The following is a 24,764-nucleotide window of genomic DNA, read 5'->3' on the forward strand; positions in this document are numbered from 1 at the left end:
TGCAAAGATTTTTGTTTCAGGTTTCAAATTTGTAAACCTCGCGACTAACCCAACATAAAACCTGAAACAAAGAAAACCTGAAACCTTTTTTAATGTGTATGTTCACCTCCGCCTATCATCGCTGAAAGTAAATAAAAAGCGCCTTTTGTAACAATTTTTGCATCAGCAGGTACCGGATTTATAAATTTCACTTCGGTAAAACCTAAATCTGTGGTTCCGGGAATAACTTCAATTGCTTTAAAGTGTATTTCCTCTTCATGTTTTGCTTCAGTTCCTGTTTTCTTTTCTTCATGTTCATGTTTCTCTTCAATAAAAACAAAATATTTATCTGCATTTCGAACTACGGCATCTTTTGGCAAGGCCGGTACAGTAGCATTTGTGATGTTAATATTTGCCGAAACGTACATTCCCGGAATTAAACCTTTGGCATCAGCAGATTCGATTTTAGCATGAACGGCAACTGTTTTACTTTCATTAGAAAAAGATTTATTGATTCCGAAGATCTTTCCTTTAATCGATTTGTTTGATTGATTCGTCAATACAAAATCAATTACTTGCCCAATCGAAATAGAACCCAAATCTTTTTCATATACATTCAGGTCTAAGTGCATTTGACTATTGTCTACAACTTCAAACAAGGCAACGCCAGTTTGTGCATAAGCGCCTTTTGCAATGCTTATTTTACCCACATAACCACTAATTGGTGCCACAATTGGAACTAGCGACGTGCTTCCTTTTGTGCTTACGTGCAAGGCATCTAACTTATTTTTCGCTGCTTGTGCTCTTGCTCTTTCCGCTGCTAATTTTGATTTTACTTCCTGAAATGTTTTCCTCGGATTTACATTCTCGTCACTCAAGGTTTTCTGACGGTTGTATTCTAATTGCAAATATTCAATATTAGCTGTAGCCGAATGATAATCTTCCTGCATTTCGATTACTTCTAAATTTTGAATTGTTGCCAAAACTTTTCCCTTGTTTACATAAGTCCCTTCCAAAACAAAAATATCTTTAATCGTCCCTCCTATCAAAGTCGAAACTTCGGCAGAATTTTGTGGCGGAACTGTCGTGTAACCATTTGCCTTTATGACTTTGTTGAGATTTCTATTCTCAACAATTCCGGTTTCGATCCCAACTGTTTTGTATTGAGATGCTGTTAAAGCAACTTCTTTTTGAGGTTTTTCTTCTTCATGTGTTTCTTCAGTTTTCTTTTCATTGCAAGAAGTTAACATTCCGCTGTACGCTATAAGCAATAAGCAATAAGCTAATTTTCTTTGCGATAAAACCTTAGCGATCTTTGCGGTTAAATTTTCAAATATATTTTTCATTTTAATTGTTTTTGATAGTTGGAAATTGAAGTTCGATGGCACTTTGATTATAATTATGAGTAGCCTCAGCATATTGCTTTTTAATATCAATTGCCTGATTCAAGAAACTGATGTACGACCAATAACTCATATCACCATTCGCATAACTTTTTTGTGCCGTATTAATAATCTGACTCGCATATTGCAGCCCTTCTGTCTGATAATAATCTAATGATTTTTGTTGTTTTTTGAAATTGTTTTGCAACTCTTGTTTTTGCAGATTTAACTTTAGTTTATTTTTATCTAAAGCCAATTGCGACTGCGAAATACTAATCGCCGAAGCTTGTGCCTTAGCAGTATTAACACCTCCGAACAACGGAATCTGAAGTCCTGCCGTAAAACCCTGGTATAAAGATTTTGTATCAATAGTTTGTGCAAAATACCCCAATCCCAGTTTAGGTGTACGCATGGCTTTATGTGTACTGGCTTCTTTCTGGTAGACTGAAATTTGCTGCTGATAATAATCAGTCATTAAACCTTCGATTTTTGAGTTTCCTCCCTCTTTTACAATTGAATACTGCAAGGACGTTTTATCATCAGGAACAATATTTTCATCGGTCTGAATAAAAAACTGCAATTGCTTTTGATAAATAGCCAAATCAAATTCTAATTGTGCTTTTTGCGTTTCAATTTCTTTCACTTTCGCCTTTGCACTAATTACTTCAATATTGCCACTTTCGCCAGTTTGAAAACGGAGTTCTGCATTTTTTAGAAATTTGGTATAAATCTCATTTAGCTCTGCATTTAATTTCTGAATCGAAACACCATACAAATATTGATAATACGCCAACGTTACGGCTTTTTCAATTTCGTACGATGAAAGTGCTTTTTGTTTTTCTGCCAATTTCACCAATTCTTCCTGCAATTGTCGATTGGCTTTGGTGATGTTTCCTATCGGGAAAAACTGTTGAATCGAAACATTATGATCGTAATCAGCGCTATTAAATTGCCCTCCCTGATATTGTACTTCGAGAGGTTCCGGCTGAAAAGCGGTCTTTTTTAGAACGGTTTGTTTTTCTATTTCTTTATCGGCAATTTTTAAATCGATATTGTTTGATTTTGCCAATTCAATTGCTTTCTCTAATGATATTTGGGCTTGCGCCGATGTCAAAGTGCTTGCTAATAGAAACGTACTTAACCGCAAAGCGCGCAAAAGTTTTTTCGCAGAGTTCGCAAAGGGGGTTGTGTTTGTATTATATAGTATATTTTTCATTTCTCTCTTTTTAAATTTCTTCGCGTTCTTTGCGGTTAATTCCCTTTTCCAATAATAAATACAAAATTGGCAGAACAATTAACGTCAGTAATGTTGCAGAGAATAAACCTCCAATAACTACTGTTGCCAAAGGTTTTTGAACCTCGGCTCCTCCACTTGTCGATAAAGCCATTGGCAAAAATCCTAACGAAGCAACGGCTGCTGTCATTAAAACAGGACGTAATCTGGTTTTGGTTCCAATTAATACTCTTTGCAGCGGATCTAATATGCCTTCTGTTTTAAGCTGATTGAAATAGGATATTAATACAATCCCGTTTAAAACCGCAATTCCAAACAAAGCAATAAAACCAATACCTGCCGAAATACTAAATGGCATTCCGCGCATCCAGAGTGCAAAAACGCCTCCAATTGCTGATAATGGAATTGCCGTAAAAATCAATCCTGCTTGTTTGAAACTTTTAAAAGTAAAATAAAGCAATACCAATATTAGTCCTAAAGCGATTGGTAATGCTACCGAAAGTCGCTTTGTTGCTTCGATTAAATTTTCAAATTGTCCGCCATAGGTTACATAATACCCCGCCGGCAGTTTAAAATCTTTGTCTAGTTTTTGTTGAATTTCTTCTACAACACTTTTAATGTCGCGACCACGAACATTTAAACCAACCGTAATTCTGCGTTTTCCATCCTCGCGCGTTACCTGCACCGGACCTTGCTCATAATCTACTGTAGCGACTTGTGAAAGTGGTACTTGTTGTCCGTTTGGCAACGGAATAAACAAATTACTAACATCAGTAATATCAGCTCTATTGTCCTGATTCATACGCACAACAACATCAAATCTTTTACTTTCGTCGTAGATTTTACCGGCACTTTCGCCAGCAAATGAAGAGCGAATTATTTGATTGATATCTGAAATATTAAGTCCGTATAAGGCAATTTTATTATAATCGTATTTGATTGTAATTTGAGGCAAACCTGTTACTTTATCAGCTTTTAGATCTCCTATTCCATCAATCTTTTTAATTTTCGAAATTAACTCTGTGGCTTTAGCATCGAGAATCTCTAAATCATCACCAAAAATCTTAATCGCAATATCACTTCGGCTTCCGGTCATTAACTCATTAAATCGCATCTGTATGGGTTGCGAAATCTCAATATTAGCCCCCGGAATTATTTCCATTTCTTCTTTCATCGCATTTGCCAACTCTTCCCAATTACGATACTTCCCTTTCCATTCTTTTTTGTCTTTTAAAACAATAATTAAATCCCCGCTTTCAATTGGCATTGGATCTGTAGGGATTTCTCCACTTCCGATTTTGGTTACAATTGTCTTAATTTCAGGGAATTTAGCTTTTAAGATTTGTTCGTATTTTGTAGTGGTTTCGACCATCTGCGTAAGCGAACTTCCGGTCATAATTGTCGCGTTTATTGCCAAATCGCCTTCTTCAATTGTTGGAATAAATTCGCCTCCCATAGTGTTAAAAACAATTAATCCGAGTGCAAATAAACCAAGTGATACTCCTAAAACGATCTTTTTAAACTGTAATGCTTTTTCTAAAAATGGCGTATAAATTCCTTCTAACCAAGCCATCATTCGATCACTGAAATTTTCTTTGTGTTCAGTATTTTTAGACAAGAACAAAGCGCTCATCATAGGTACATAAGTCAATGAAAGTATAAATGCTCCTGCAACAGCAAAACCAACCGTCATTGCCATAGGTTTAAACATTTTACCTTCTGTACCAACTAAAGCCAAGATAGGCAGGTAAACGATCAGGATGATAATTTCTCCAAAGGCAGCACTATTTCTTATTTTTGAAGCCGACTCATAAACTTCATCGTCCATTTCGCTTTGCGTTAATTCCTTTTTTCGTTTGAGTTTCTGCAAATGATGCATTGTAGCTTCGACAATAATCACGGCTCCGTCGACAATAATACCAAAGTCGATTGCACCTAAGCTCATTAAGTTTCCGCTTACGCCAAAGGCATTCATTAAAATAACCGCAAAAAGCATGGCTAACGGAATAACTGAAGCTACAATTAAACCCGCACGAAGATTACCAAGAAATAAAATCAAGACAAAGATTACGATGAGTGCACCTTCCAATAAGTTCTTTGTTACCGTTCCAATGGCATTATCAACTAATTTTCCTCTGTCAATAAAAGCTTCGGCAACGACACCTTCAGGTAAACTTTTATTAATCTGAATCATTCTTTCTTTAACACGATGAACAACTGCACTTGAATTTTCGCCTTTCAACATCAAAACCATACCCGAAACGATTTCTCCTTTTCCGTCTTTGGTTGATGCTCCGTAACGCAACGCAACGCCTTCGCGAACTTCAGCTACATCACGAACTAAAACCGGCGAACCATTTCGGTTTTTCACCACCACATTTCCCAGATCTTTCGTTCCCTTCGCCATTCCGACACCGCGAATGAAGTAGGCCAATTGATCCTTTTCGATATAAGCACCACCAGTATTTTGATTGTTTTTTTCTAAAGCTTCAAAAATTTCCGTAATCGTAACACCTAAACTGTTCAATGTATTCGGATTAACGGCGATTTCATATTGTTTTAATTTTCCGCCCCAGGTACTTACGTCGGCAACACCTTTAACACCTTGCAATTGCGGAATAATAATCCAATCCTGAATGGTTCTTAATTTTACCGCATCGTATTTATTTTCATACCCTTTTTTGGCATAAACATCGTATTGGTAAATCTCACCTAAACCTGTGGTAATTGGCGCTAACTCCGGCGTACCTGCATATTTCGGAATATTTTCTTCTGCTTGTTTTAAACGTTGAAATATTTGTTCTCTTGCCCAGTAAATGTCAACATCGTCCTCAAAGACAACAGTAACAACAGAAAGTCCAAAACGGGAAATACTTCGAAGTTCTATAATATCCGGAACTGTTTTTACAGCTTGTTCAAGCGGATAAGTAATTAATTGCTCGACTTCCTGACTTGCCAATGTGGGTGCAGTAGTAATAATTTGCACCTGATTATTGGTAATATCCGGCAAAGCATCAAGAGGTAGTTTTTTAAGCGAATAGCTTCCCCAAGCTATTAAAACAAGGGTAAATAATAGTATAATGAACTTATTCTTTATACTAAATTGTATGATTTTATCTAACATTTGAATATATAATGACGTGAGAAATTAGACAAAATTTTGTCTATTAATTATGTGGTAAACCCACAGATCTCTACCCCAAATTAATTGGGAATCATTATGCTATTTGAGGAGGTTGCCAAATACTTCCGTAGAAATTAGAAGTATATACTGACTTGTATGTTGGTAATTGTATTGAAATAATTGAAAATGCTACAGGAAAATCGAAAGTTACCGAAGTTTGGTAACTTAAAACCTGCGCACCACAACAATTACACGCGCAAAACGGCGAACATAAATCATTGCTTTTATCATGCGTATGATTGGCTTCTGATGAAAATTGCGCTGTTTTATGCGCGGCACTATTTACTTCCATATCTGCACAAGGCATATTTGAAAGCGCCATTAAATAAATTGACAATATAATAGTAATCCATTTCACGTTTGTAAAAGTAATATTTATTCTGCTAACTTTCAAAAAATATCATACCAAGCTGATTATTAACTAATTTTAGATAAAAAAAGAACAAGAGAATATTTTTTTAATTAACTTTAACACTAATTAACGTATTAATAAAAGTTAAATTCAATTAATACCAATACTAAAACATATTATATTTTGTAAGAAAAACATTATATTTGCAAAAAACTTTTTCCACTTTCTACAAGCGTTCTAATAATTAATATTATACATCAAATCAATGAAATTTAAATCATTAATCACCGTGTTTTTATTATTTTTTGCTGTACCATTTTTTGCACAGGTTTACACCGATAAAATAGTAGGCGAAAAAAACCAACAGCTAAAAGATAGTCTTAAGGAAGTTGAATATCCTTATGCACTTCCTATTTGGGGAGAAAAAGTAGCAAAAAAAGGATACAATTTGCCTTATTCTGCAGGACTTTCTATTAACTACTTCTGGCAGGATTCAGAAATTACAATAAAAAACCTTCAAGTAGGCTTCAATAATGGACCACTATATGATTTAGATGAAATTGTTCGTTTTGACAAATCTTCTGTAGAAGCAGGCGCTATTACGATTAGACCCGATATTTGGCTGCTTCCATTTTTAAATGTCTACGGAATTTTTGGAAAAGCAAAACCAACAACCAAAATAAATGCGGGAATCTGGATTCCTGATGCTGATAATAATTGGTCGCAAATTGCCAGTTTTAATACTAAAGCAAATTTTGACGCTACTACTTTTGGACTAGGATTAACACCTACTATTGGTATTGGCGGTGGCTGGTTGGCACTTGATATGAATATGTCCTGGAGCGATGTTAGTGCTCTAAACAAACCTGCTTTTTCTTATATTTTTGGACCTAGATTGGGTAAAACATTTAAACTGCGTAAACCCGAAAGAAATATTGCCGCATGGGTTGGTGGTTTTAGGGTTCATATAGAAGGAAATACACAGGGAAATATAGCTTTATCTGACGTTTTAAATTTAGACAATGCTCAGGAAAAGGTAGACAACGGTTTAAATAAAGTATCCGAAAATCAAACTAAAGTTGATACTTGGTGGAACGGTTTAACAACTGCTCAACAAAACAATCCTGCAAATATTGCAAAACACAATACTGCAAACAGAGCCTTAGTTTCTGCAGGTAATTTTTTAACAACATTAGACGGTGCTTTAAGTACAGCCGGATCATCAACAGTACAATATTCATTACAAAAAGCTCCTAAAGATTTGTGGAATTTTATTGTTGGAACACAGTTCCAATACAACAAACACGTGATGTTTAGATTAGAAACCGGATTCTTAGGAACCCGTACTCAAGTTTTATGCGGTCTTCAGTATCGTTTTGGACTTTAATCCCAATTTTATGAAAAAAGGTTTATTATTACTTATTGCATTGTTTTGCTTCGCCCCTGCGCACTCACAAGTTTTAATTTCCTTAATTTTTGGAGACAAACTTAATTCGCCCTTTTTAGAATTTGGATTGGAGGGCGGAGCCAACTTCTCGACTATTACTGATCTGAATAGCTCTGGCACTGAGCCTGGTTTTAATCTTGGTTTTTATTTTGACATTCGTTCACGAAAAAATCCGGCCTGGATGATTAATACCGGTGTTATCGTTAAATCACCTATGGGCGCACACGGGATTCCGGTATATTCTTTAAATGATGAAAATTTAGACAATACATTTGCCGGTGGAAGTGTCAATCGTGAGATTCGCTACTTTAATGTTCCTATTTTAATTAAATACCAGTTCAAGAATAGAATCTATTTAAAAACCGGACCTCAATTCGGGTTATTATCGAAAGCTTTTGATCAGTTTACTAAAGAGGTGAACAAAGACGATGTGGTTTACAAAAAAAATATTCGGGATCAAATACGTGTTATCGATGCCGGCGTTGCTCTTGGCGCAGGTTATCATATGAATGTTGGTAACGGTTTAAATGTTACGGTTCAATATTATTACGGATTGGTTCCTGTTATGAAGGGAGACGGTCCAAATGTTTACAACAGATCTTTGTATGTAACAGCCGGAATTCCGATTGGAAAAGGAAAAGCGGCACAAAGAAGAGCTGATAAGGAAGCGGAACTGAACAAAATTATTCTTCCGGAAGACGAAGCGCCTAAACCGGGTAACTAATCTTGTTTTTTATTTATTGAGCTAATAAAATGAAGTATTTCTTCTTTGTTGAGAATAAAATCAGGATTGGTGTGCAAAATGGCATTGTTGGGCATAAACGGCATTTCGGCAGAAAGCGGATTTTGAACTGCAATTGTTCCACCCGAAGCCTGAATGGTTTGTAATCCCCTGGTTCCGTCAGAATTGGAACCCGATAATAAAATTCCAACTAAGGATTTTCCATAAATTTCGGCAGCCGACTCAAATGAAACGTCGATACTTGGGCGACTGTAGTTTATTTTCTCTGAAGTGTCTAAAGAGAGTGTTTGATTTTTTTCGAACAATAAGTGATAGTTAGATGGCGCGATATAAAGAAACCCTGATACAAGAGGCACTTTATCTTCAACTGGTTTTACTTTTATGTTTGATTTCAATTTGAGTAAATCCTCTAAAGTTTGATCATCTGTACTCTTTCGATGAAGTACTAATACAATCGCAAAATCATTCAGTTGCGGTATTTCGGGTAAAACCTGCATTAAAACGTTTAGGCTTCCTGCAGATCCCCCAATTATCAAAACTTTACAGTCTGTTACTATTTTACTTTTCTCCATATTTTTTCTTTATCCAGCTGTTTGTATTTATTTGGATCTATAGAATATTTTAAGGTTTCTTTTGTTCCAAGTGCTAAAAAGCCCAAAACCGCCAAACTTTCATCAAATAAATTAATAACTCTTTTTTGAAGATCATTGTCAAAGTAAATTAAAACATTGCGGCATAAAATAAGATCGAACTCATTAAATGAAGTATCTGAGACTAAATTGTGCTGCGAAAAAACCATTTTTGTTGCCAGCTCTTCATTAAACTTAGCGATTCCGTAATTTGCAATATAATAACTCGAAAAGTCTTCCTGACCGCCTGCAATGCGATAATTCTCGGAGTATTCCTTCATCATTCTTAATGGGAAAATTCCTTTTTTGGCTGTCTCTAAGACTGTGGCATTAATATCTGTGGCATAAATTATAGATTTATGAAGTAAACCGGCTTCTTTGAGCATTATTGCCATCGAATACACTTCTTCGCCAGTTGAGCAGCCTGCATGCCATAACCTGATAAAAGGTTTTGTACCTAATAATGGTAAAATTTCATTTCTTAATACGGCATAAAAGGCGGGATCACGAAACATCTCGGTAACATTTACCGTGATTTCATCAACCATTCTTTTATAATATTCCGGATCGTATCGAACTTTTGAGAGAAATTCATGAAACTGAGTAAATCCATCTAACTGCATTACTCTGTTTACGCGCCTTTTTAATGATGCTCTGGAATAACTGCCAAAGTCAAAACCGTAATATTCATAAACGTCATTAATAAGCGTTTCTAATTCGATATCCTTAATCATGATTCACTCAAATTTTGCTCAAAATAAGCAGTAATTTATCTACATCTACTGGTTTTGAGATGTATTCATCTGCTCCAGCACCCAAACATTTTTCTTTATCGCCGGCCATTGCCTGCGCCGTCACTGCAACAATAAAAGTAGATTCTCGCGATGGAATCTTTTTTATTAACGGAATTGCATCATAACCGTCCATTTCCGGCATCATCATATCAATTAAAACAGCATCAATGATTTCTTCAGTTTCTAATAATTTCAGGGCTTCTTCAGCACTTAAACAAGACAAGCAATCGTATGATTTGGCACGCAAAGTGTTTTCTAAAGCAAAAATATTTCTAGAATCATCATCAATAATTAAAAGTCTTTTTTTAGTCATATTACCCACTTTTTTTATTGGTTTCTTTTTTATTTTTCCCACCACATATTTAAAAGATTCAAAAAAATTTCTTTCTTAAAAAATGCGGTTAATTATTTATTATATTTTATCGTAAAGCCAAACGCGCAATAAAGACAGCAATTGGTCAATATCTACAGGTTTTGTAATGTAATCTGACGCTCCTGCTTTAATACATTTTTCTCTGTCTCCTGTCATCGCTTTTGCTGTTACCGCAATAATTGGCAAATTCAAAAATTTAGGATTAACACGCATTTTTTCGGCAGTTTCATAACCGTCCATGTTTGGCATCATCATATCTAATAAAACAATATCTGTATCAGGATTTTCGCTTAAAATTTTAATCGCTTCTTTGCCATCAAAAGCTGTAATAACATTCATCTTAAAAACTTCTAACGCTTTTGTCAAGGAATAAATATTACGAACATCGTCATCTACAATTAATACCTTTTTTTCGTGCAAAATATTGTTTAGTAAATTTAACTTTTTATAGCTTTCTTTTTTATTTTTTGCGTCTTTTTTATCTTCAACCAAATGAAGAAAAAGTGATACTTCGTCGAGCATTCTTTGGTATGAATGTGCTGTTTTTACGATAATCGAATCGGCATACTTTTTAATTTTTACTTCTTCTTTCATCGACAAACTTTTACCCGTAAATACAATAACCGGTAAGTTTTCTAATCCCGGGTTTTTCTTTACTCCGTCTAGAATCTCATACGCATGTTTGTCCGGAATTCCCATATCGAGAATCACACAATCAACTTCTGTTTTGTTTAAAGCTTCTAAACCTTGAGAAACTTCACTTTTAATCTCTGAATTTATATTGTACGTTTCTAAGAAATACGCCAAAGCTTTGGCATGTTTTGGGTTGTCTTCTATAATTAAAACCTTTTGCGCTTCTTTATTAATAATGTGTTCGATTCGTAAAAAGACATCCGGAATTCTATCAAAAGCTACCGGTTTATCTAAGAAATCTACAGCGCCTTTTAGCAAACTTTCTTGTTTCAACTTATGCGATGACATAATATGAACAGGAATATGTTTGGTTTCGGCATGATTTTTTAACTCTTCAAGAACTTGCCATCCGCTTTTTATTGGTAATTCTATATCTAATAAAACACCAACCGGTTTATAAAGCAAAGTAAAATTTAGTGCATAATCACCTCGTACTGAAACAACTCCTTTGTAGCCTTTTTTTCTGCTAAAAGCCAATAATGATTTGGCAAAATTAATATCGTCTTCTACAATCAAAATCACTTTATCTCCTGCTTTAATTGCATCTCTGTCGTCTTCAATTTCATCAGGAATAACAGCACTTATATAGGTGTTTTTTGCCGGTTTTTCTTCTTCTATTTCTGTAAAATCTGTTGGTGGAATTTTCTCTACATTAATTTCGTGAATTGCAGATCCAAAAATAGGCATACATAAAGTAAACGTACTTCCTTCATCAACCTTACTGTGCAAGATGATTTCGCTACGAAGCAATTTTGCCAATTCTCTACTAATAGAAAGCCCTAAACCAGTACCGCCATATTTACGTTTGGTTGAACCATCAGCTTGCTGAAACGCTTCGAAAACAAGTGGTTGTTTTTCTAACGGAATTCCGATCCCGGTATCTTTTACAATAAAACAAATGATTTTATCATCATCTGTATTTATTTTGATTTCTAAGCTAACCGTTCCTTTTTCTGTAAATTTAATTGCATTCGAAATTAGATTTTTCAAGATTTGCTCCAATCTCATTTTATCAGTTTTAATGACAATTGGCGCGTCTTTAGAAATAATTTCAAACGTAATTCCTTTTTCCTTTGCGATCAGATGAAACAGATTCCACAAATTATCGGTGATTTCTTTAGTCGAAACATCTAAAAACTCCATTTCCATTTTTCCGGCCTCGATTTTAGACAAATCCAAAATCTCATCAATTAAGCCCAATAAACTGTTTCCGGAACTCTGAATCACTTTTGCAAACTCAATTTCTTCGGCAACCATGCTTTTATTGTTGTTTTCAGACAACAATCGGCTCAAAAGTAAAATCGAATTCAGAGGCGTTCTTAATTCATGCGACATATTTGCCAGGAATTCTGATTTATAACGAGTTGTCAATTCTAAAGCTTCCGATTTCTTTTGGATTTCATTATTTCTTTCTTCCAACAAAACACTTCTTTCAGACAATTCTTCATTCGTTTGTTCTAATTCTTCTTGTTGTACGCGAAGTTCTTCTTCTGAAGCCTGAAGCTTTTCTGTTTGCGCTTCTAATTCAGCATTTATTGCTTCTAACTCGCTATGCTGTATTTGAAGTTCCTCCGACTGAGATTTAGTTTCTTCTAATAATTCCAGTACTCTTTTTCTGTTTTGAGTCGCTTTAATGGCAATTCCGATATTATTCGAAACGCTTTTAAAAAATTCTAAATGTAATTCTGAAAATCCATAAATACTCGCCAATTCAACCGCACCTTCAATTCTGGTATCCAATAACGGAACAGCCACAATATGTGTTGGTTTTATCTGCCCTAAAGCATAATTAATCTGAATATCATCGGGAGATAAAGTCTTCAATTCAAGTATTTTTCGAGAAGTAATTGCCTGACCAATCAAACCTTCGCCTTTCTTAATGCGTTCGCGATTTTTACTCGGTATATAGCTGTAACCTCCCGCAACATAAAGTTCATCTTCTTCTAAAACGTACAATACACCTGCACTGCTATTGGTATATTGGCATAAAAATTCGATAACATCTTTTGATAATTTCTGAAGTGTTTTATCCCCCAACATTACATTATTCAAACTGGCCAAACCGGTCTGCATCCATTCTTTTTGAGACAATAAATCAAATGATGTTTTTAAGGAAACACCCATATTATTAAGCGATTCTCCAACACTTCCAAGAGCATCTGACTTGGTATCATCTACTCGAATATCGTAGTTTCCTTTAGAAATATTACCGGCAATGGTACTAATTGCTTCAATTCTTTCAGCCGTTTCTCTATCCTTTTTTTCTAATTCAAGTTGAAGCAGAGCACGCTCATTATAATCTTTTAAAATTCGAAACAAAAACACTATCGAAATTACAAAGGCAATTACAAAAGCTAAAATAATTAAAATGATGCTGTAAAAACCGTAGCGGTCTGAATTTTCATTTCGTATTTTTAAAAGGTTTTGCTCTGTAGATTCTACTATTTTAATACGCTCACGCAATTCGGTCATCATTTTTCTGCCCTCATTGAGATCAAACGTAACCGTTGTTTTTCCAAGGCGTTTTTTGACAATTTGATTGTTTAGATATTTAAAAAAGTTATCTCTGAGAACATTCAATTCTTTTAACTGCTTTTGCTGTGCAGGATTGTCAACCGTGAGTTCTCCCAGCTTATCAAAATAACTATTTGATTTTTTTTCTGATTCATGATATCGATCTACAAACTGTTCATCGCCGGTTATCAAATAACCACGCATACTGGTTTGTGCTTCAGTAATTAATGCCGAGCCTTCGTTTAGATTATAAATAACCTCTTGCGTATGTTTTACCCAAGAATTACTGTCTAATAAACTTCTGATACTTAAAAATGAGGCCGTAGAGCTAACCATTAATACCAATAATGAAACTAATGAGCTAATTAATAAATTCCTTTTAAAGTTGTTCTTCATTCTTTTAAATTATATTTATTAGTATTTTAGAGGGAGTACAATAATAAAACTTGCACCCTTTCCTACCTGACTTTTTGCTGTAATTAATCCGTTATGTTTTTCTATGATTTTTTTTGCAATTGCCAAACCAATGCCGGTTCCTTCGTATGACTGGCGGTCGTTTAGACTCTGAAAAATAATGAATATTCGATCCAGATAAATTTCATCAAAACCAATTCCGTTATCTTTTACTATAATTCGGCAAAATTTTCCGTCTGGAGAAACGGGACTGTCAAACGACTTATTTGAGATTAATTCTGAAGTGATTTCAATTAAAGGATGTTCTGAGTTTCCTGAGAATTTCAATGCGTTTCCAATCAAATTCTGAAAAACCTGCCTCAACTGGCTCGGAATACTATCTATTGTTGGAAGTTCGCTTGTTTTAATCGTGGCATTTTTTCGTTCAATGAGATAATCAAAATCTGAAAGTACTTCTTGCAAAACCACATTTAAGTCGGTCATTTCAGGTTTAACCTGCGATGATAATCTGGAATAAGCCAAAAGATCCGTTATTAAAGTCTGCATTCTTTCGGCAGATTTAATTGTTCGATCTACATAATCAACAGCTTTTGCGTCATCTGCCAAATAAAGTTCTTTGATGATTTTAATAAAGATTTGAATTTTTCGGATGGGCTCATTTAAATCATGCGAAACTACCCATGAAAATTGTTGCAGTTCATGATTTTTCATTTCCAATTCTTCATTTTTCAGAACCAGTTCTTTGGTTCTTTCTGCAATTTTAATTTCGAGATTATCTTGTGCTTCTTTGCGAATTTTGATTTCTTTAGACAAAAGGTCTTTTATTCCTTTTAATTCATTTTGCTGTTCGTAAATTTTAAGGAACGTTTTTACTTTCAAGATCAGCAAATCCGAATCAACAGGCTTGGTAATATATTCAACGGCACCAGTTTCATATCCTTTAAAAATGTATTTTTTTTCGATGTTTAAAGCTGATAAAAATATAACCGGAATATCTTTGGTTCTTTTATTGCCCGAAAGGATTTTTACAACTTCAAAGCCATCAAGTCCCGGCATTTGAACATCCATAATAATCAGACAATAATTTGTTTTTAGAATTTTCTTCAGAGCTTCCTCTCCTGACTCGGCAGTATCAACATCGATATTATGCAATTCCAATGTTTTTTTTAAAGCAATTATATTCGCTTTTATATCGTCTACAATTAATACCATGCTGTCTTTAGGAGTAAAATTTTATGAATTCTCATATTTTGGTTTGAAATTTATCTTTTGAAAATGGTATTTAGATAGCTGATCCTATATTTTAAATAACGAAAGATAAACTCTCAAATTTAGATAAAAAAAAGAGAACTATCTTTTTTGCAAAATAAAATTCGTTATATAATTCCCATGTTTCATCTTGTAATTGAAGTAAAATTTTATTGAGACAATCTTAAATTTATTTCGGTTAATCATTAGCCTGATTAACAGTTATTTTAGAGCCTGATTAATTACTAAAGCACAGTGGCATGAAAAAGATAAAAACATTTCCTGAACAAAAACAAAACCTTCCGGGTAACGAACATCAAATGTTTCCTGAACCGGAAATTATTAGAGAAAACTACACCGGTAGCGGAAAACTGCTGGGTAAAGTTGCTTTTATAACTGGTGGCGATAGTGGTATTGGCAGAAGTGTTGCTGTTCATTTTGCCAGAGAAGGCGCAAATATTGCGATCGTTTATTTAAAAGAAGACAAAGATGCACAGACAACAAAAGAACTTATCGAAAAAGAAGGTCAACAATGTCTTCTTATCAGAGGCGACTTAAAAGACGATAAATTTTGTAAAACCGCTGTAAAAAAATGTCATTCGTTATTCAAAAAAATAAACATAATTGTAAATAATGCTGCGATTCAATTTCCTCAAAATGAACTGGAAAAAATTACAACTTCGCAACTTCACAAAACGTTCGAAACTAATATTTATCCCTATTTTTATATCACCAAAGCAGCTCTGCCATTTCTAAAAGAAAACGATACCATTATCAATACAAGCTCTGTTACTGCATACCGTGGCAGCGAACATTTAATAGATTATGCAAGCACAAAAGGTGCAATTGTAAGTTTTACCAAATCGTTGTCAAAAATTCTTGCACCAAGAAAAATAAGAGTTAACGGAGTTGCACCTGGTCCTATTTGGACTCCTTTGATCGTGGCCAGCTTTGATACCTTAGTCGATTTTGGAAAAGATAACCCGATGGGAAGAGCTGGACAACCCTCAGAAGTAGCGCCAGCTTATGTATTTCTGGCGTGTGAAGATAGCAGTTATATAACCGGTCAATTTATACACATAAATGGCGGTGAGTTGGTTGCCGGATAGCGTTTATTAAAAACAAAAAACATGAATTTCATTGATATTATCGGACTTTTTGCAGGAACTTGTGTAACTATTTCTGTAATTCCACAGATTATAAAGGTCTGGAAAACAAAAAAGGTAAAAGAAATTTCTCTTAAAACTTTTAGTATCCTCACTTTCGGAATTTTGATTTGGATTATTTATGGCATCTTAAAAAATGATTTACCTATAATAATTACCAATAGCGTCTCTTTGTGCCTCAATTTAATCATGGTATACTTTATCATTTACTACGAAAAAGAGTGATTTTTTTTTAAGCCACTAAGTTATTAAGATACTGATTTCCTAAGCCATTTATTTATTTTTAATACAAAAAAACAGCCGTAAAAGGCTGTTTTTTTTATTAGATATGATGTAGCGATTTATAATATCTGTTAACTAGCTAATTTTTGATTGAACGGCTTATATGATAAATGATATTTTTCTTTAAAAATACGTGGCAAATAGTGACGGCTAGCTAATCCTACAGCATAAATTAATTCTGAAAGGTTCATATTTGAAATTCTTTTGATTCCATCAATTTGTTTCGTTACCAAATTTACAATTGGATCAAACGTTTTAAGATAATTGTAACTATGTTGAGCTATCTCTAACTCAATAATTTCGTTCAGGATTATTTTTTTAAGTAAATTTCTAACAATTCCTTGTTGTGGAAGCGTTTTAAGTTCTTGCCATTTTTTTGATATTTCTGAACTATCGTCTCCTATGTAAATATATCTTCCTGATTCGTCGATAAATTGTTTTTTCAATTGAGCAATTACTTCCAAATTTTTATCATTGTGAGCTATTGTAGGTATTCCAATTAAAGAAAATTGAATGTGTTTGTGACTTTCAAAATACAAAACACTGTTAATGACTGATGTATTACTTAGAATACCCGTTTGATTCTCTTTAAGGCTTTTTTTATCACCATTAATACCAAAACTATGAAGTACATTACCTCGCTCGCAATGAGCAAAAAATACTGGTGATGAACGAAAAGACTCTATACTCAGCATTAAATCATGGTTTAATGTAAGATCAAAATTCATATGCACTATTTTGTCTTCAAAGCAAACTCCGTTGATTGTCCCTCTCGCCCACTTTGACTTTATCACCAAACTGAACTCTTTATTCATATTAACTGTAAGTTCTCCCTCAAAACTATCTTTAAGATCATTAAAAATAGCATCAAATCCTCCTGTATTTAAGTATAGTTTTTTCATTTTGGTTTGGTTTGAATAAAGCGGTTAGTAGCTATTTACGTACAAAACCTAACTTTGGTTTTTATATCTTATTTTGATAATTCAAATTTCAGACATATTGTTAATCAAACCTTTATACAATTTTATGTAGATATTTCATAATTTTTACGTGAGGTCTATTTGGAAGTAAAAAAAGTACAGAGGTTCAAAGTTTAAATAAGAAAAAAAACGCTCTCTCAACCTTTGTTCCTCTGCACCTTTGAACCTAAAAAAACCATTATCACTTATGTAAGTGAATTGATATCGGCATTTTTAAAATAATTCTCTTTAGGTACATCTTTAAAAAACTCGGCTTCTTCTAAGTCGGCAGTTGGTCCATATCCTAATAAATGAGTTCCTTTTTTTTGGTCTTTTGTTTCGATTACGTACAAAATAGACATATCATCAGGATCACTCATTCCTTCATAGCGATGATGCGCTACAATGTATATTTCGCTTGGCTTATAGGCATACTTAGTTTCTGAATCTAATAAACTACCATCTTCAAATAAATAATTAGACGTATAGCCTTCATCCTGATACTTTTTTATATAGTCGGTTTCATGTTTCTGTTCTTTTTTCATGATTTCAATTTTTTTATTAAGATTCCTTTGAATCTGTTGTTCCTTCAAATTTCCTTGTTTTAATAAAATAAAATTAACCCGATTGAATTAAATAGTAGCTCATTCAAAAAAATCAAAATCAAATCAATAATTATTTTACTAATTTTAACAATGAATCTTAATCAATTTAGTTTTCAATATTTTATTGAATAAACGGGATTGTTTTAACTAATAGAAAAATAGACTTTAATGAATACTACAAACCACTATTTTCTCGCCAACGGAGGCGAAATGGGCGCACTAACACGTGCTAAAGACTGGAGTAAAACCTCAGTTGGTTCTGTAGATTCATGGCCTCAAAGTTTGCGTACAACTTTGGGAATTCTGTTAAATTCAAAATTTCCAATGTTTCTGTTTTGGGGACCGGATCATATTTGCTTTTATAATGATGCATACCGCCCAAGTTTAGGAAACGACGGTAAACATCCTGCAATTTTAGGTCAAAAAGGCGCTGAATTCTGGCCGGAAATATGGGATTTTATTAAACCATTAATCGATCAGGTTCTTATTCGAGGCGAAGCTACATGGCACGAAGATCAGTTATTACCGATTTACAGAAACGGAAAAATGGAAGATGTTTACTGGACTTTTAGCTACAGCCCTGTAAACAATGACGAAGGCAAAATAAATGGTGTACTTGTTATTTGTAATGAAACTACAGATAAAGTTAATATTCTCAAAAAGCTTGAAAACAGCAATCAACGTTACTTAAATAATATTTTGCAAACTCCAAATGCGATGTGCATTTTTAGAGGAAAAGATCATATTATAGAAATTGCAAATGAGTTGATGCTTGAAATTTGGGAACGAAAAATAGAAGACGTTATCAATAAACCCGTTTTTGAAGCATTGCCCGAAGCCACAGGTCAGGGTTTAGAAGATATTCTAGAGGCCGTTTACACTACAGGCGAAAAATTTACAGCCTATGAACTTCCGGTAAAACTCACTCGAAAAGGTAAAATCGAAAATACCTTTATCAATGTTGTTTATGAAGCTTTAAAAGAACCTGACGGGGCAATTTCCGGAATTGTTACTATTGCAAACGATGTTACGCTTCAGGTCATTTCCCGCAATGCTGTTGAAGAAAGCGAGAAACGATTTAGAAATACCGTAAAACAGGTTCCACTTGGAATTGCTATTCTTAAAGGCGCTGATTTGATTGTCGAAATGGCAAATACCACTTACCTTCAGATTGTTGACAAAACAGAAGATGCGATCCTGAATAAGCCCGTATTTGATGTAGTTCCAGAAGCTAAGAACATTGTTCATCCATTACTTTCTAAAGTTTATAATGACGGAATTCCTTATTATACTGACGAATTAGAGGTCACTTTAAATCGTTACGGCAAACAGGAAGTTTGTTATTTTAATTTAGTTTTTCACCCTTTAAGAGAAGAGAACAACTCTGTTTCAGGTGTTATAATTGTGACTTATGAAGTTACCGAAGCTGTAAAAGCCAGACATTTATTGAGCGAAAGTGAAAAAGCTTTTAGAAAATTAGTAATGGACTCTCCTATTGCTATGGCCATATTTAGAGGAAAAAATCACATTATCGAATTGGCAAATAATACGATGATGAATACCATTTGGCACAAAACCGAAGAAGAAACAATTGGCAAACCGCTATTGGACATTTTTCCTGAACTAATTGAACAAAAATACCCTGAATTACTTGATGAAGTGGTTCTAAATGGCAAAATTATAAAAGAAAACGAATCGATAGCATATGTCGATATCAAAGGAAAACTCGAAGTATTTTATCTCGATTATCAATATACGCCGTTATTCGAAAAAGAAGGTCAAATATCAGGAGTAATGGTGACCGTAAATGATGTTACTGATAAAGTTGAAGCCCGTAAAAAAGTTGAAGATGCAGAACAAAGGGCACGCTTAGCCGCAGAAATTGCTGAAATAGCTACTTGGGATTTGGATATACCTACTCAGAAACTAATTTACTCTGAAAATTTACTGACCGTTTTCGGCCATGATAAAACAGTACAATTAACGCGTCCGCAAATATTAAGTCAAATTCATCCTGAGGACATAGGCATTCTTGAAAAAGCTTTTCAGCAGGCTCTTAAAACCAGTATTTACAAATATGAATCACGCATTATAAAACCTGACAACTCTATTTCCTGGATTAGAGCGCACGGAAAGATCTTTTTTGATGAAAACAAAGAGCCTTCAAAAATGCTGGGGACAGTTTTAGATATTACCGATGAAAAAAACAATCAGGCAGTTTTAAGGAAAAGTGAAGAAAAATTCAGGCTTCTTGCTGATTCGATGCCGCAGTTTGTCTGGACGAGCGATGCACTGGGAAATTTGAATTATTTTAACCAATCTGTTTATACTTTTTCAGGTTTTGATAAATCTCAAATCGATAAAGATGGCTGGTTACAAATTGTGCATCCGGATGATCGCGAAGAAAATGTAAATGTTTGGATGGAAGCCATAAAAACAGGAAATGACTTTTTACTGGAACATCGTTTTCGACGTTTCGATGGCGAATACAGATGGCAATTAAGCCGAGCTATTGCTCAAAAAGATGCTGAAGGAAAAATTCAAATGTGGGTAGGTACGAGTACTGATATTCAAGACCAAAAAGATTTTACAAATCAACTTGAGAAAGTAGTTCAAGAACGAACCGTTCAGCTAGAACTTAAAAATCGGGATCTGATTAATATGAATATTGAATTGCAATCTTTCGCGTATATATCCAGTCACGATTTGCAGGAACCGCTTAGAAAAATTCAAACTTTTGCAAGTCGCTTAGCCGATTTGGACGAGCAAAATATCTCTACAATCGCTAAAACTTACTTAAGCCGAATTGAATTTGCAGCAAAACGAATGCAAACTTTAATACAAGATCTTTTAGCATATTCCAGAACCAACTCTGACGAAAGGATTTTTGTAAAAGTAAACCTGGACGATATTGCCGAAGAAATAAAAAGTGATTTCTCAGAACGTATTGAAGAAAAAAATGCTCAGATAAATTTTCATTCTCTTGGCGAAGCAACTGTAATTCCTTTTCAGTTTAGACAGCTGTTACACAATTTGATAGGAAATGCATTGAAATTTTCAAGAAAAGATGTTGCTCCTGTTGTCGACATCAAAGCCAAAAGAATTAAAGGAAGTACAATCAAACATGCTGTTGATTTTCCTGATAAAATGTATTATCATATTAAAATTTCAGATAACGGAATTGGTTTTGATGCAGAATACAAAGAACGCATTTTCGAAGTATTTAAACGCTTAAATACAGAAGCTGAATTTGCAGGAACCGGAATTGGCTTAGCAATCGTAAAAAAAATCGTAGAAAACCATAAAGGGATTATTGTAGCAAGTGGCGAAAAAGATAAAGGCGCCACTTTTGATATTTACATCCCTGAATTATAGTGCCTATTTAAGATTTATAAACAAAATCCTTATCTGTTGGTTTAAATTTATCCCAATCGATTTCAAGCGCATGCTCGATAGATTTTATTATATCTTTCATCAAAACAGGCTTTGTAATAAAATAATTAGCCCCTAAAGTGCGGCATCTTTCAATTATACTTGGCTCATTTGAGGTTGAGAAAATAATTACCGGAATATCATTCTTTTCTTCCGAATTTTTAAGCTCGGTCAGAACATCAAAGCCGTTTTTACCCGGCATATTCAAATCTAAAAAAACAACATGTGGTGTTGGCGGTGGATTGTAAATTGCATTAAGCAGCTTTTCTCCTCCAGAATACGTCTGAAGCTGTATTTTTTTGGACAAAGATTCGACCGCATCAGTAAAAATACTCAAGTCATCTTCATCATCGTCCGTGTAAAATATAGTTAAATCAGTCATATAGAATTTTGTAATTAGGGATTTTTATTTCTCAAAGATAATTAAATATACAGATAAATCAATTGCTTTCCGACTAGGATCATAATATATTGATACTTGAAATCTCATAATCTTTTAAATTAATTCTATAAGCTCAAAGGTTATAAAATCATCAACTTTACGAGTATCAAGTTTTAATTACAAAAAAACATTCTAGTACTCAATAAATGAGAGCTTTAATTATTAATAAATTAAAAGATAAAGTCATGGGAGATCATAAAGACCTTACGAACGAATTTGCCGTCGAAAAAATAAAAGATCTGGCAGAAAACATAAAAACGTGCATGTTTTGCACCTACAATGAACATAGACTACAATCGCGGCCAATGGCCGTACAAAAAATTGATGATTTGGGTCAGTTATGGTTTTTATCAGACAGAAATAGCAGTCACAATGCAGAGATTAGCCTTAATCCTCAAGTTGAACTATTTTTCTCAGAACCGCACGATAAATTCCTGACGCTACACGGCGAAGCTAGTATTTCGTACGATCGAGAAACAATTAAAGAACTATGGAATCCTATTGCAAAAGTCTGGATGCCAGGCGGAGAAGATGATCCAAATTTAAGTGTTATAAAAGTAGTCCCTGAAGATGGTTATTACTGGAATAACAAAAACGGTAAAATGGTCGCAATAGCTAAAATGGCTACTGCTTTGGTAACTGGAAAAACAATGGATGACGGAATTGAAGGTAATTTGAAATTGTAGTTTTTTTTTAAAAATCGCTAAGAATACTGAGGTTTACGCAAAGTTTGCAAAGAATTAATTCTTTGCAAACTTTTTTTACATCTTCTTGTCATCTCGACGAAGGAGAGATCACAAGCGGAACTCGACAAGGATTAATAGTTTTTCTTTGCGGTACTGCTAGTGCGATCTCTTCTTCGTCGAGATGACAACACTATTTTTTAAGAATTATAAAAATCAAAATCTACAACCAAAAATCTCATTCCAACATGTGTTTCTTTAACTCCAAAGCATTCAAAATCCCTGCTTCACTTGCTGTATTATTAAAATATATAAATCCTGATTTTAAATTAATTATACTCTTTATATAAAGCAATTGTTCAAGTGAATAACCGGAGGAAAATATCTTAGGCACACCGTGAAGCCTGATGTATATTAGCGGGAAATCTGCAAAAATAGTATCTGGTAATTGAGGATAACTCACACTGCAAAACGTAATATTATTATCCCGAAAAGCATCCCAAACTTCCTGATTCCACCAACTTTCATGACGGAATTCAATTACATTTTTAAACTTTAGATCCAATTTGCTGATAATTTGACTGAGTTTCACTGTACTAAACTGAAAACTGGGCGGAAATTGAAATAAAACACAGCCTAACTTCTCTTTTAAACCCATTTCGCATACCGAATAAAATGCCGAAATCTGATCTTCACAATCTACAAATTTCTTGATATGAGTAATTTCTTTTGGCGCTTTTACAGAAAAAATAAAATCATCAGGCGTTTTTTTATACCAGTTTTCAAATATTTTTACCGTCGGAAACCTATAAAAGCTTCCGTTGAACTCATAAGACCTAAAGTACTGGCAATAAAACTCAAACCATCTAGAAGATGACAAGTTGTCAGGGTAAAAAATTCCCTTCCAAAACCGATTATTGTAACTTGAACACCCTATTAAAACTTCTTTTTTCATATGTGTGTGTTTTTTGACAGTTGATAAAAAAGAATCTTCAACAATTTCTCTTTTAAAATTATTATTTACAGCCTTTCTCCCCTAGCCTGAAATTTATTGTCTAAACTAAAAAAGTGCAACATATCGCTGCACTTTTTAGAAATACTGTTTTTTCATTTATTCTGTTTCAGCAGCTTCAAGATTTACAGCATCGACTGCAATTATGGTTAGTTTTTTATCTGCAGCTTTTTCCTCTTCAAGCGTTTGCTCCAAAATTGTTGCTGCTTCGGCCAAGCCAAGCGTTTCTGCAAATTGTCTTAAAGTGCCATAAGTTGCAATTTCGTAATGCTCTATTTTTTGCGCCGCCGCAATAATACCTGCATCACGCACGCCTCCAACTTCGGTTTCTTCAATAATTCCTTTTCCTTCTTCGATTAAACCGGCCATTGCATCGCATTTTTTTGCCGAAGCTTTTTTACCAATTAACTCAAAAACCTTCTCTAAACGCATTACATGTTCTTCAGTCTCGGTCAAATGGCTGTTTAAAGCCTCTATTAGATCTGCAGACGTTGCATTTTTGGTCATTGCGGGTATTGCCTTCGTCAATGCTTTTTCTGCCCAGTAAATGTCTTTTAATCCATCTTCGAATAAATCTGTTAATCCTGATGCAGCATCTGATTTTGGTTTTGTAACTCCTTTTTTCACTTCGTCTTTAGAAGTCATTTCTTTTTTACTATCAGTAGTTTTCATGGTAATAATTTTTATTAATTAATATTCAATAAAATTACCAGCTTGATTATCAGATAAGTTATATCATTTTTAGCTTAAATTGCATTCTAAACACCTGTGTATTATAGAACTGCATTTTAGAATTCTGTAAAGCTTTTTTTAGCTTCAGAGATAACTTTGTAGAATAACAATATTTAAAAACACCGACAATGGAAACATATACCGATTATACGTATCAGGAAGCCGAAATCTATTTTCAACAGAAATACCAAAGCGGACATTTGGGACTGGATATTTCAGAAACAATCGACAATGCTATCGATAATCTTCTTAAAAACGACAATATCCTTAGAAATGAAAATATTCCGAATCAAGAGCAAGTTGTAAACGAAGATGATTATATCACAAATACGGAACAAGACGATGATGATATTGTTGATCCGGATGATTTTGATGAGGAAGAACACATTGAAGACGAAGATCATTTTGACGATGACGACCTGGAAAGAAATGACAATTAAAGCGCATCAAATTCTTAAAAACTAAA

21 protein-coding genes are annotated in these 24,764 nt (G+C 34.1%); 7 read left to right on the forward strand and 14 right to left on the reverse strand.

Going from position 1 to position 24,764, the window contains the following annotated elements; all coding sequences use genetic code 11:
- Nucleotides 1-89 precede the first annotated feature (89 nt).
- The 4 genes from ACHRVZ_RS01955 to ACHRVZ_RS01970 form a co-directional block, all read right to left on the reverse strand.
- Complete coding sequence (locus ACHRVZ_RS01955) at nucleotides 90-1,325, reverse strand: efflux RND transporter periplasmic adaptor subunit (protein ID WP_395420443.1); 1,236 nt, start codon at nucleotides 1,323-1,325, stop codon at nucleotides 90-92.
- A 1-nt stretch (nucleotide 1,326) separates the two neighbouring features.
- Nucleotides 1,327-2,577: a TolC family protein gene (locus ACHRVZ_RS01960; RefSeq protein WP_395420444.1), complete on the reverse strand. Its 1,251-nt coding sequence runs from the start codon at nucleotides 2,575-2,577 to the stop codon at nucleotides 1,327-1,329.
- 10 nt (nucleotides 2,578-2,587) lie between these two features.
- Nucleotides 2,588-5,719: an efflux RND transporter permease subunit gene (locus tag ACHRVZ_RS01965; protein WP_395420446.1), complete on the reverse strand. Its 3,132-nt coding sequence runs from the start codon at nucleotides 5,717-5,719 to the stop codon at nucleotides 2,588-2,590.
- Between the two features lie 94 nt (nucleotides 5,720-5,813).
- Entirely contained in the window at nucleotides 5,814-6,137 is a 324-nt protein-coding gene (locus ACHRVZ_RS01970) for a DUF6660 family protein (RefSeq protein WP_395420448.1), read from the reverse strand.
- A gap of 259 nt (nucleotides 6,138-6,396) precedes the next feature.
- Here ACHRVZ_RS01970 and ACHRVZ_RS01975 point away from each other — a divergent pair, with 259 nt between their 5' ends.
- Together ACHRVZ_RS01975 and ACHRVZ_RS01980 are read left to right on the forward strand one after the other, a co-directional pair.
- Nucleotides 6,397-7,518: a hypothetical protein gene (locus ACHRVZ_RS01975; protein ID WP_395420449.1), complete on the forward strand. Its 1,122-nt coding sequence runs from the start codon at nucleotides 6,397-6,399 to the stop codon at nucleotides 7,516-7,518.
- Between the two features lie 10 nt (nucleotides 7,519-7,528).
- Nucleotides 7,529-8,302 (forward strand): porin family protein, encoded by a 774-nt coding sequence (locus ACHRVZ_RS01980; protein ID WP_395420450.1) that lies wholly within the window; start codon nucleotides 7,529-7,531, stop codon nucleotides 8,300-8,302.
- Here ACHRVZ_RS01980 and ACHRVZ_RS01985 read toward each other — a convergent pair.
- The 5 genes from ACHRVZ_RS01985 to ACHRVZ_RS02005 form a co-directional block, all read right to left on the reverse strand.
- Nucleotides 8,299-8,892, reverse strand: a complete 594-nt coding sequence (locus ACHRVZ_RS01985; protein WP_395420452.1) for a chemotaxis protein CheB — start codon at nucleotides 8,890-8,892, stop codon at nucleotides 8,299-8,301. The two genes, ACHRVZ_RS01980 and ACHRVZ_RS01985, sit on opposite strands and share 4 nt — an antisense overlap.
- Nucleotides 8,874-9,683 carry a CheR family methyltransferase gene (locus ACHRVZ_RS01990; protein WP_395420453.1) on the reverse strand — a complete coding sequence of 270 codons (810 nt, stop codon included), beginning with the start codon at nucleotides 9,681-9,683 and terminating at the stop codon, nucleotides 8,874-8,876. Before ACHRVZ_RS01990 ends, ACHRVZ_RS01985 begins: the two co-directional genes overlap by 19 nt.
- A 7-nt stretch (nucleotides 9,684-9,690) precedes the next feature.
- Complete coding sequence (locus ACHRVZ_RS01995; RefSeq protein ID WP_395420454.1) at nucleotides 9,691-10,056, reverse strand: response regulator; 366 nt, start codon at nucleotides 10,054-10,056, stop codon at nucleotides 9,691-9,693.
- Nucleotides 10,057-10,155: 99 nt separating this feature from the next.
- Nucleotides 10,156-13,719, reverse strand: a complete 3,564-nt coding sequence (locus ACHRVZ_RS02000; protein WP_395420455.1) for a response regulator — start codon at nucleotides 13,717-13,719, stop codon at nucleotides 10,156-10,158.
- A gap of 18 nt (nucleotides 13,720-13,737) precedes the next feature.
- Nucleotides 13,738-14,949 carry a response regulator gene (locus ACHRVZ_RS02005; RefSeq protein WP_395420456.1) on the reverse strand — a complete coding sequence of 404 codons (1,212 nt, stop codon included), beginning with the start codon at nucleotides 14,947-14,949 and terminating at the stop codon, nucleotides 13,738-13,740.
- Nucleotides 14,950-15,245: 296 nt separating this feature from the next.
- On the opposite strand from ACHRVZ_RS02005, the gene ACHRVZ_RS02010 reads away from it, so the two are divergent.
- Nucleotides 15,246-16,094 (forward strand): SDR family oxidoreductase, encoded by an 849-nt coding sequence (locus ACHRVZ_RS02010; protein ID WP_395420458.1) that lies wholly within the window; start codon nucleotides 15,246-15,248, stop codon nucleotides 16,092-16,094.
- A 21-nt stretch (nucleotides 16,095-16,115) separates the two neighbouring features.
- Entirely contained in the window at nucleotides 16,116-16,376 is a 261-nt protein-coding gene (locus ACHRVZ_RS02015; RefSeq protein ID WP_395420459.1) for a SemiSWEET family sugar transporter, read from the forward strand.
- Between the two features lie 128 nt (nucleotides 16,377-16,504).
- Here ACHRVZ_RS02015 and ACHRVZ_RS02020 read toward each other — a convergent pair whose 3' ends face one another.
- On the reverse strand, nucleotides 16,505-17,335 hold the full coding sequence (locus tag ACHRVZ_RS02020) for a hypothetical protein (protein WP_395420460.1): 831 nt from the start codon (nucleotides 17,333-17,335) through the stop codon (nucleotides 16,505-16,507).
- A 263-nt stretch (nucleotides 17,336-17,598) separates the two neighbouring features.
- Nucleotides 17,599-17,937: a hypothetical protein gene (locus ACHRVZ_RS02025; protein WP_395420461.1), complete on the reverse strand. Its 339-nt coding sequence runs from the start codon at nucleotides 17,935-17,937 to the stop codon at nucleotides 17,599-17,601.
- Nucleotides 17,938-18,165: 228 nt separating this feature from the next.
- On the opposite strand from ACHRVZ_RS02025, the gene ACHRVZ_RS02030 reads away from it, so the two are divergent.
- A complete protein-coding gene (locus ACHRVZ_RS02030; protein ID WP_395420462.1) occupies nucleotides 18,166-21,372 on the forward strand; it encodes a PAS domain S-box protein in 3,207 nt (1,068 codons plus the stop codon).
- 7 nt (nucleotides 21,373-21,379) lie between these two features.
- Here ACHRVZ_RS02030 and ACHRVZ_RS02035 read toward each other — a convergent pair whose 3' ends face one another.
- Complete coding sequence (locus ACHRVZ_RS02035) at nucleotides 21,380-21,811, reverse strand: response regulator (RefSeq protein WP_395420463.1); 432 nt, start codon at nucleotides 21,809-21,811, stop codon at nucleotides 21,380-21,382.
- A 206-nt stretch (nucleotides 21,812-22,017) separates the two neighbouring features.
- On the opposite strand from ACHRVZ_RS02035, the gene ACHRVZ_RS02040 reads away from it, so the two are divergent.
- Entirely contained in the window at nucleotides 22,018-22,557 is a 540-nt protein-coding gene (locus tag ACHRVZ_RS02040) for a pyridoxamine 5'-phosphate oxidase family protein (protein WP_395420465.1), read from the forward strand.
- A 235-nt stretch (nucleotides 22,558-22,792) separates the two neighbouring features.
- On the opposite strand, the gene ACHRVZ_RS02045 is transcribed toward ACHRVZ_RS02040, so the two are convergent.
- Nucleotides 22,793-23,509 (reverse strand): DUF72 domain-containing protein, encoded by a 717-nt coding sequence (locus ACHRVZ_RS02045; protein WP_395420466.1) that lies wholly within the window; start codon nucleotides 23,507-23,509, stop codon nucleotides 22,793-22,795.
- 156 nt (nucleotides 23,510-23,665) lie between these two features.
- Nucleotides 23,666-24,238, reverse strand: coding sequence for a ferritin-like domain-containing protein (locus ACHRVZ_RS02050; protein ID WP_395420468.1), 573 nt, complete (start codon nucleotides 24,236-24,238; stop codon nucleotides 23,666-23,668).
- A gap of 188 nt (nucleotides 24,239-24,426) precedes the next feature.
- On the opposite strand from ACHRVZ_RS02050, the gene ACHRVZ_RS02055 reads away from it, so the two are divergent.
- The gene (locus ACHRVZ_RS02055; RefSeq protein ID WP_395420470.1) at nucleotides 24,427-24,738 is read left to right on the forward strand and encodes a hypothetical protein; all 312 of its coding nucleotides are present in this window, start codon (nucleotides 24,427-24,429) and stop codon (nucleotides 24,736-24,738) included.
- Nucleotides 24,739-24,764 lie beyond the last annotated feature (26 nt).

Source organism: Flavobacterium sp. FlaQc-57 (genome assembly GCF_044007395.1).
Classification (GTDB): Bacteria; Bacteroidota; Bacteroidia; order Flavobacteriales; family Flavobacteriaceae; genus Flavobacterium.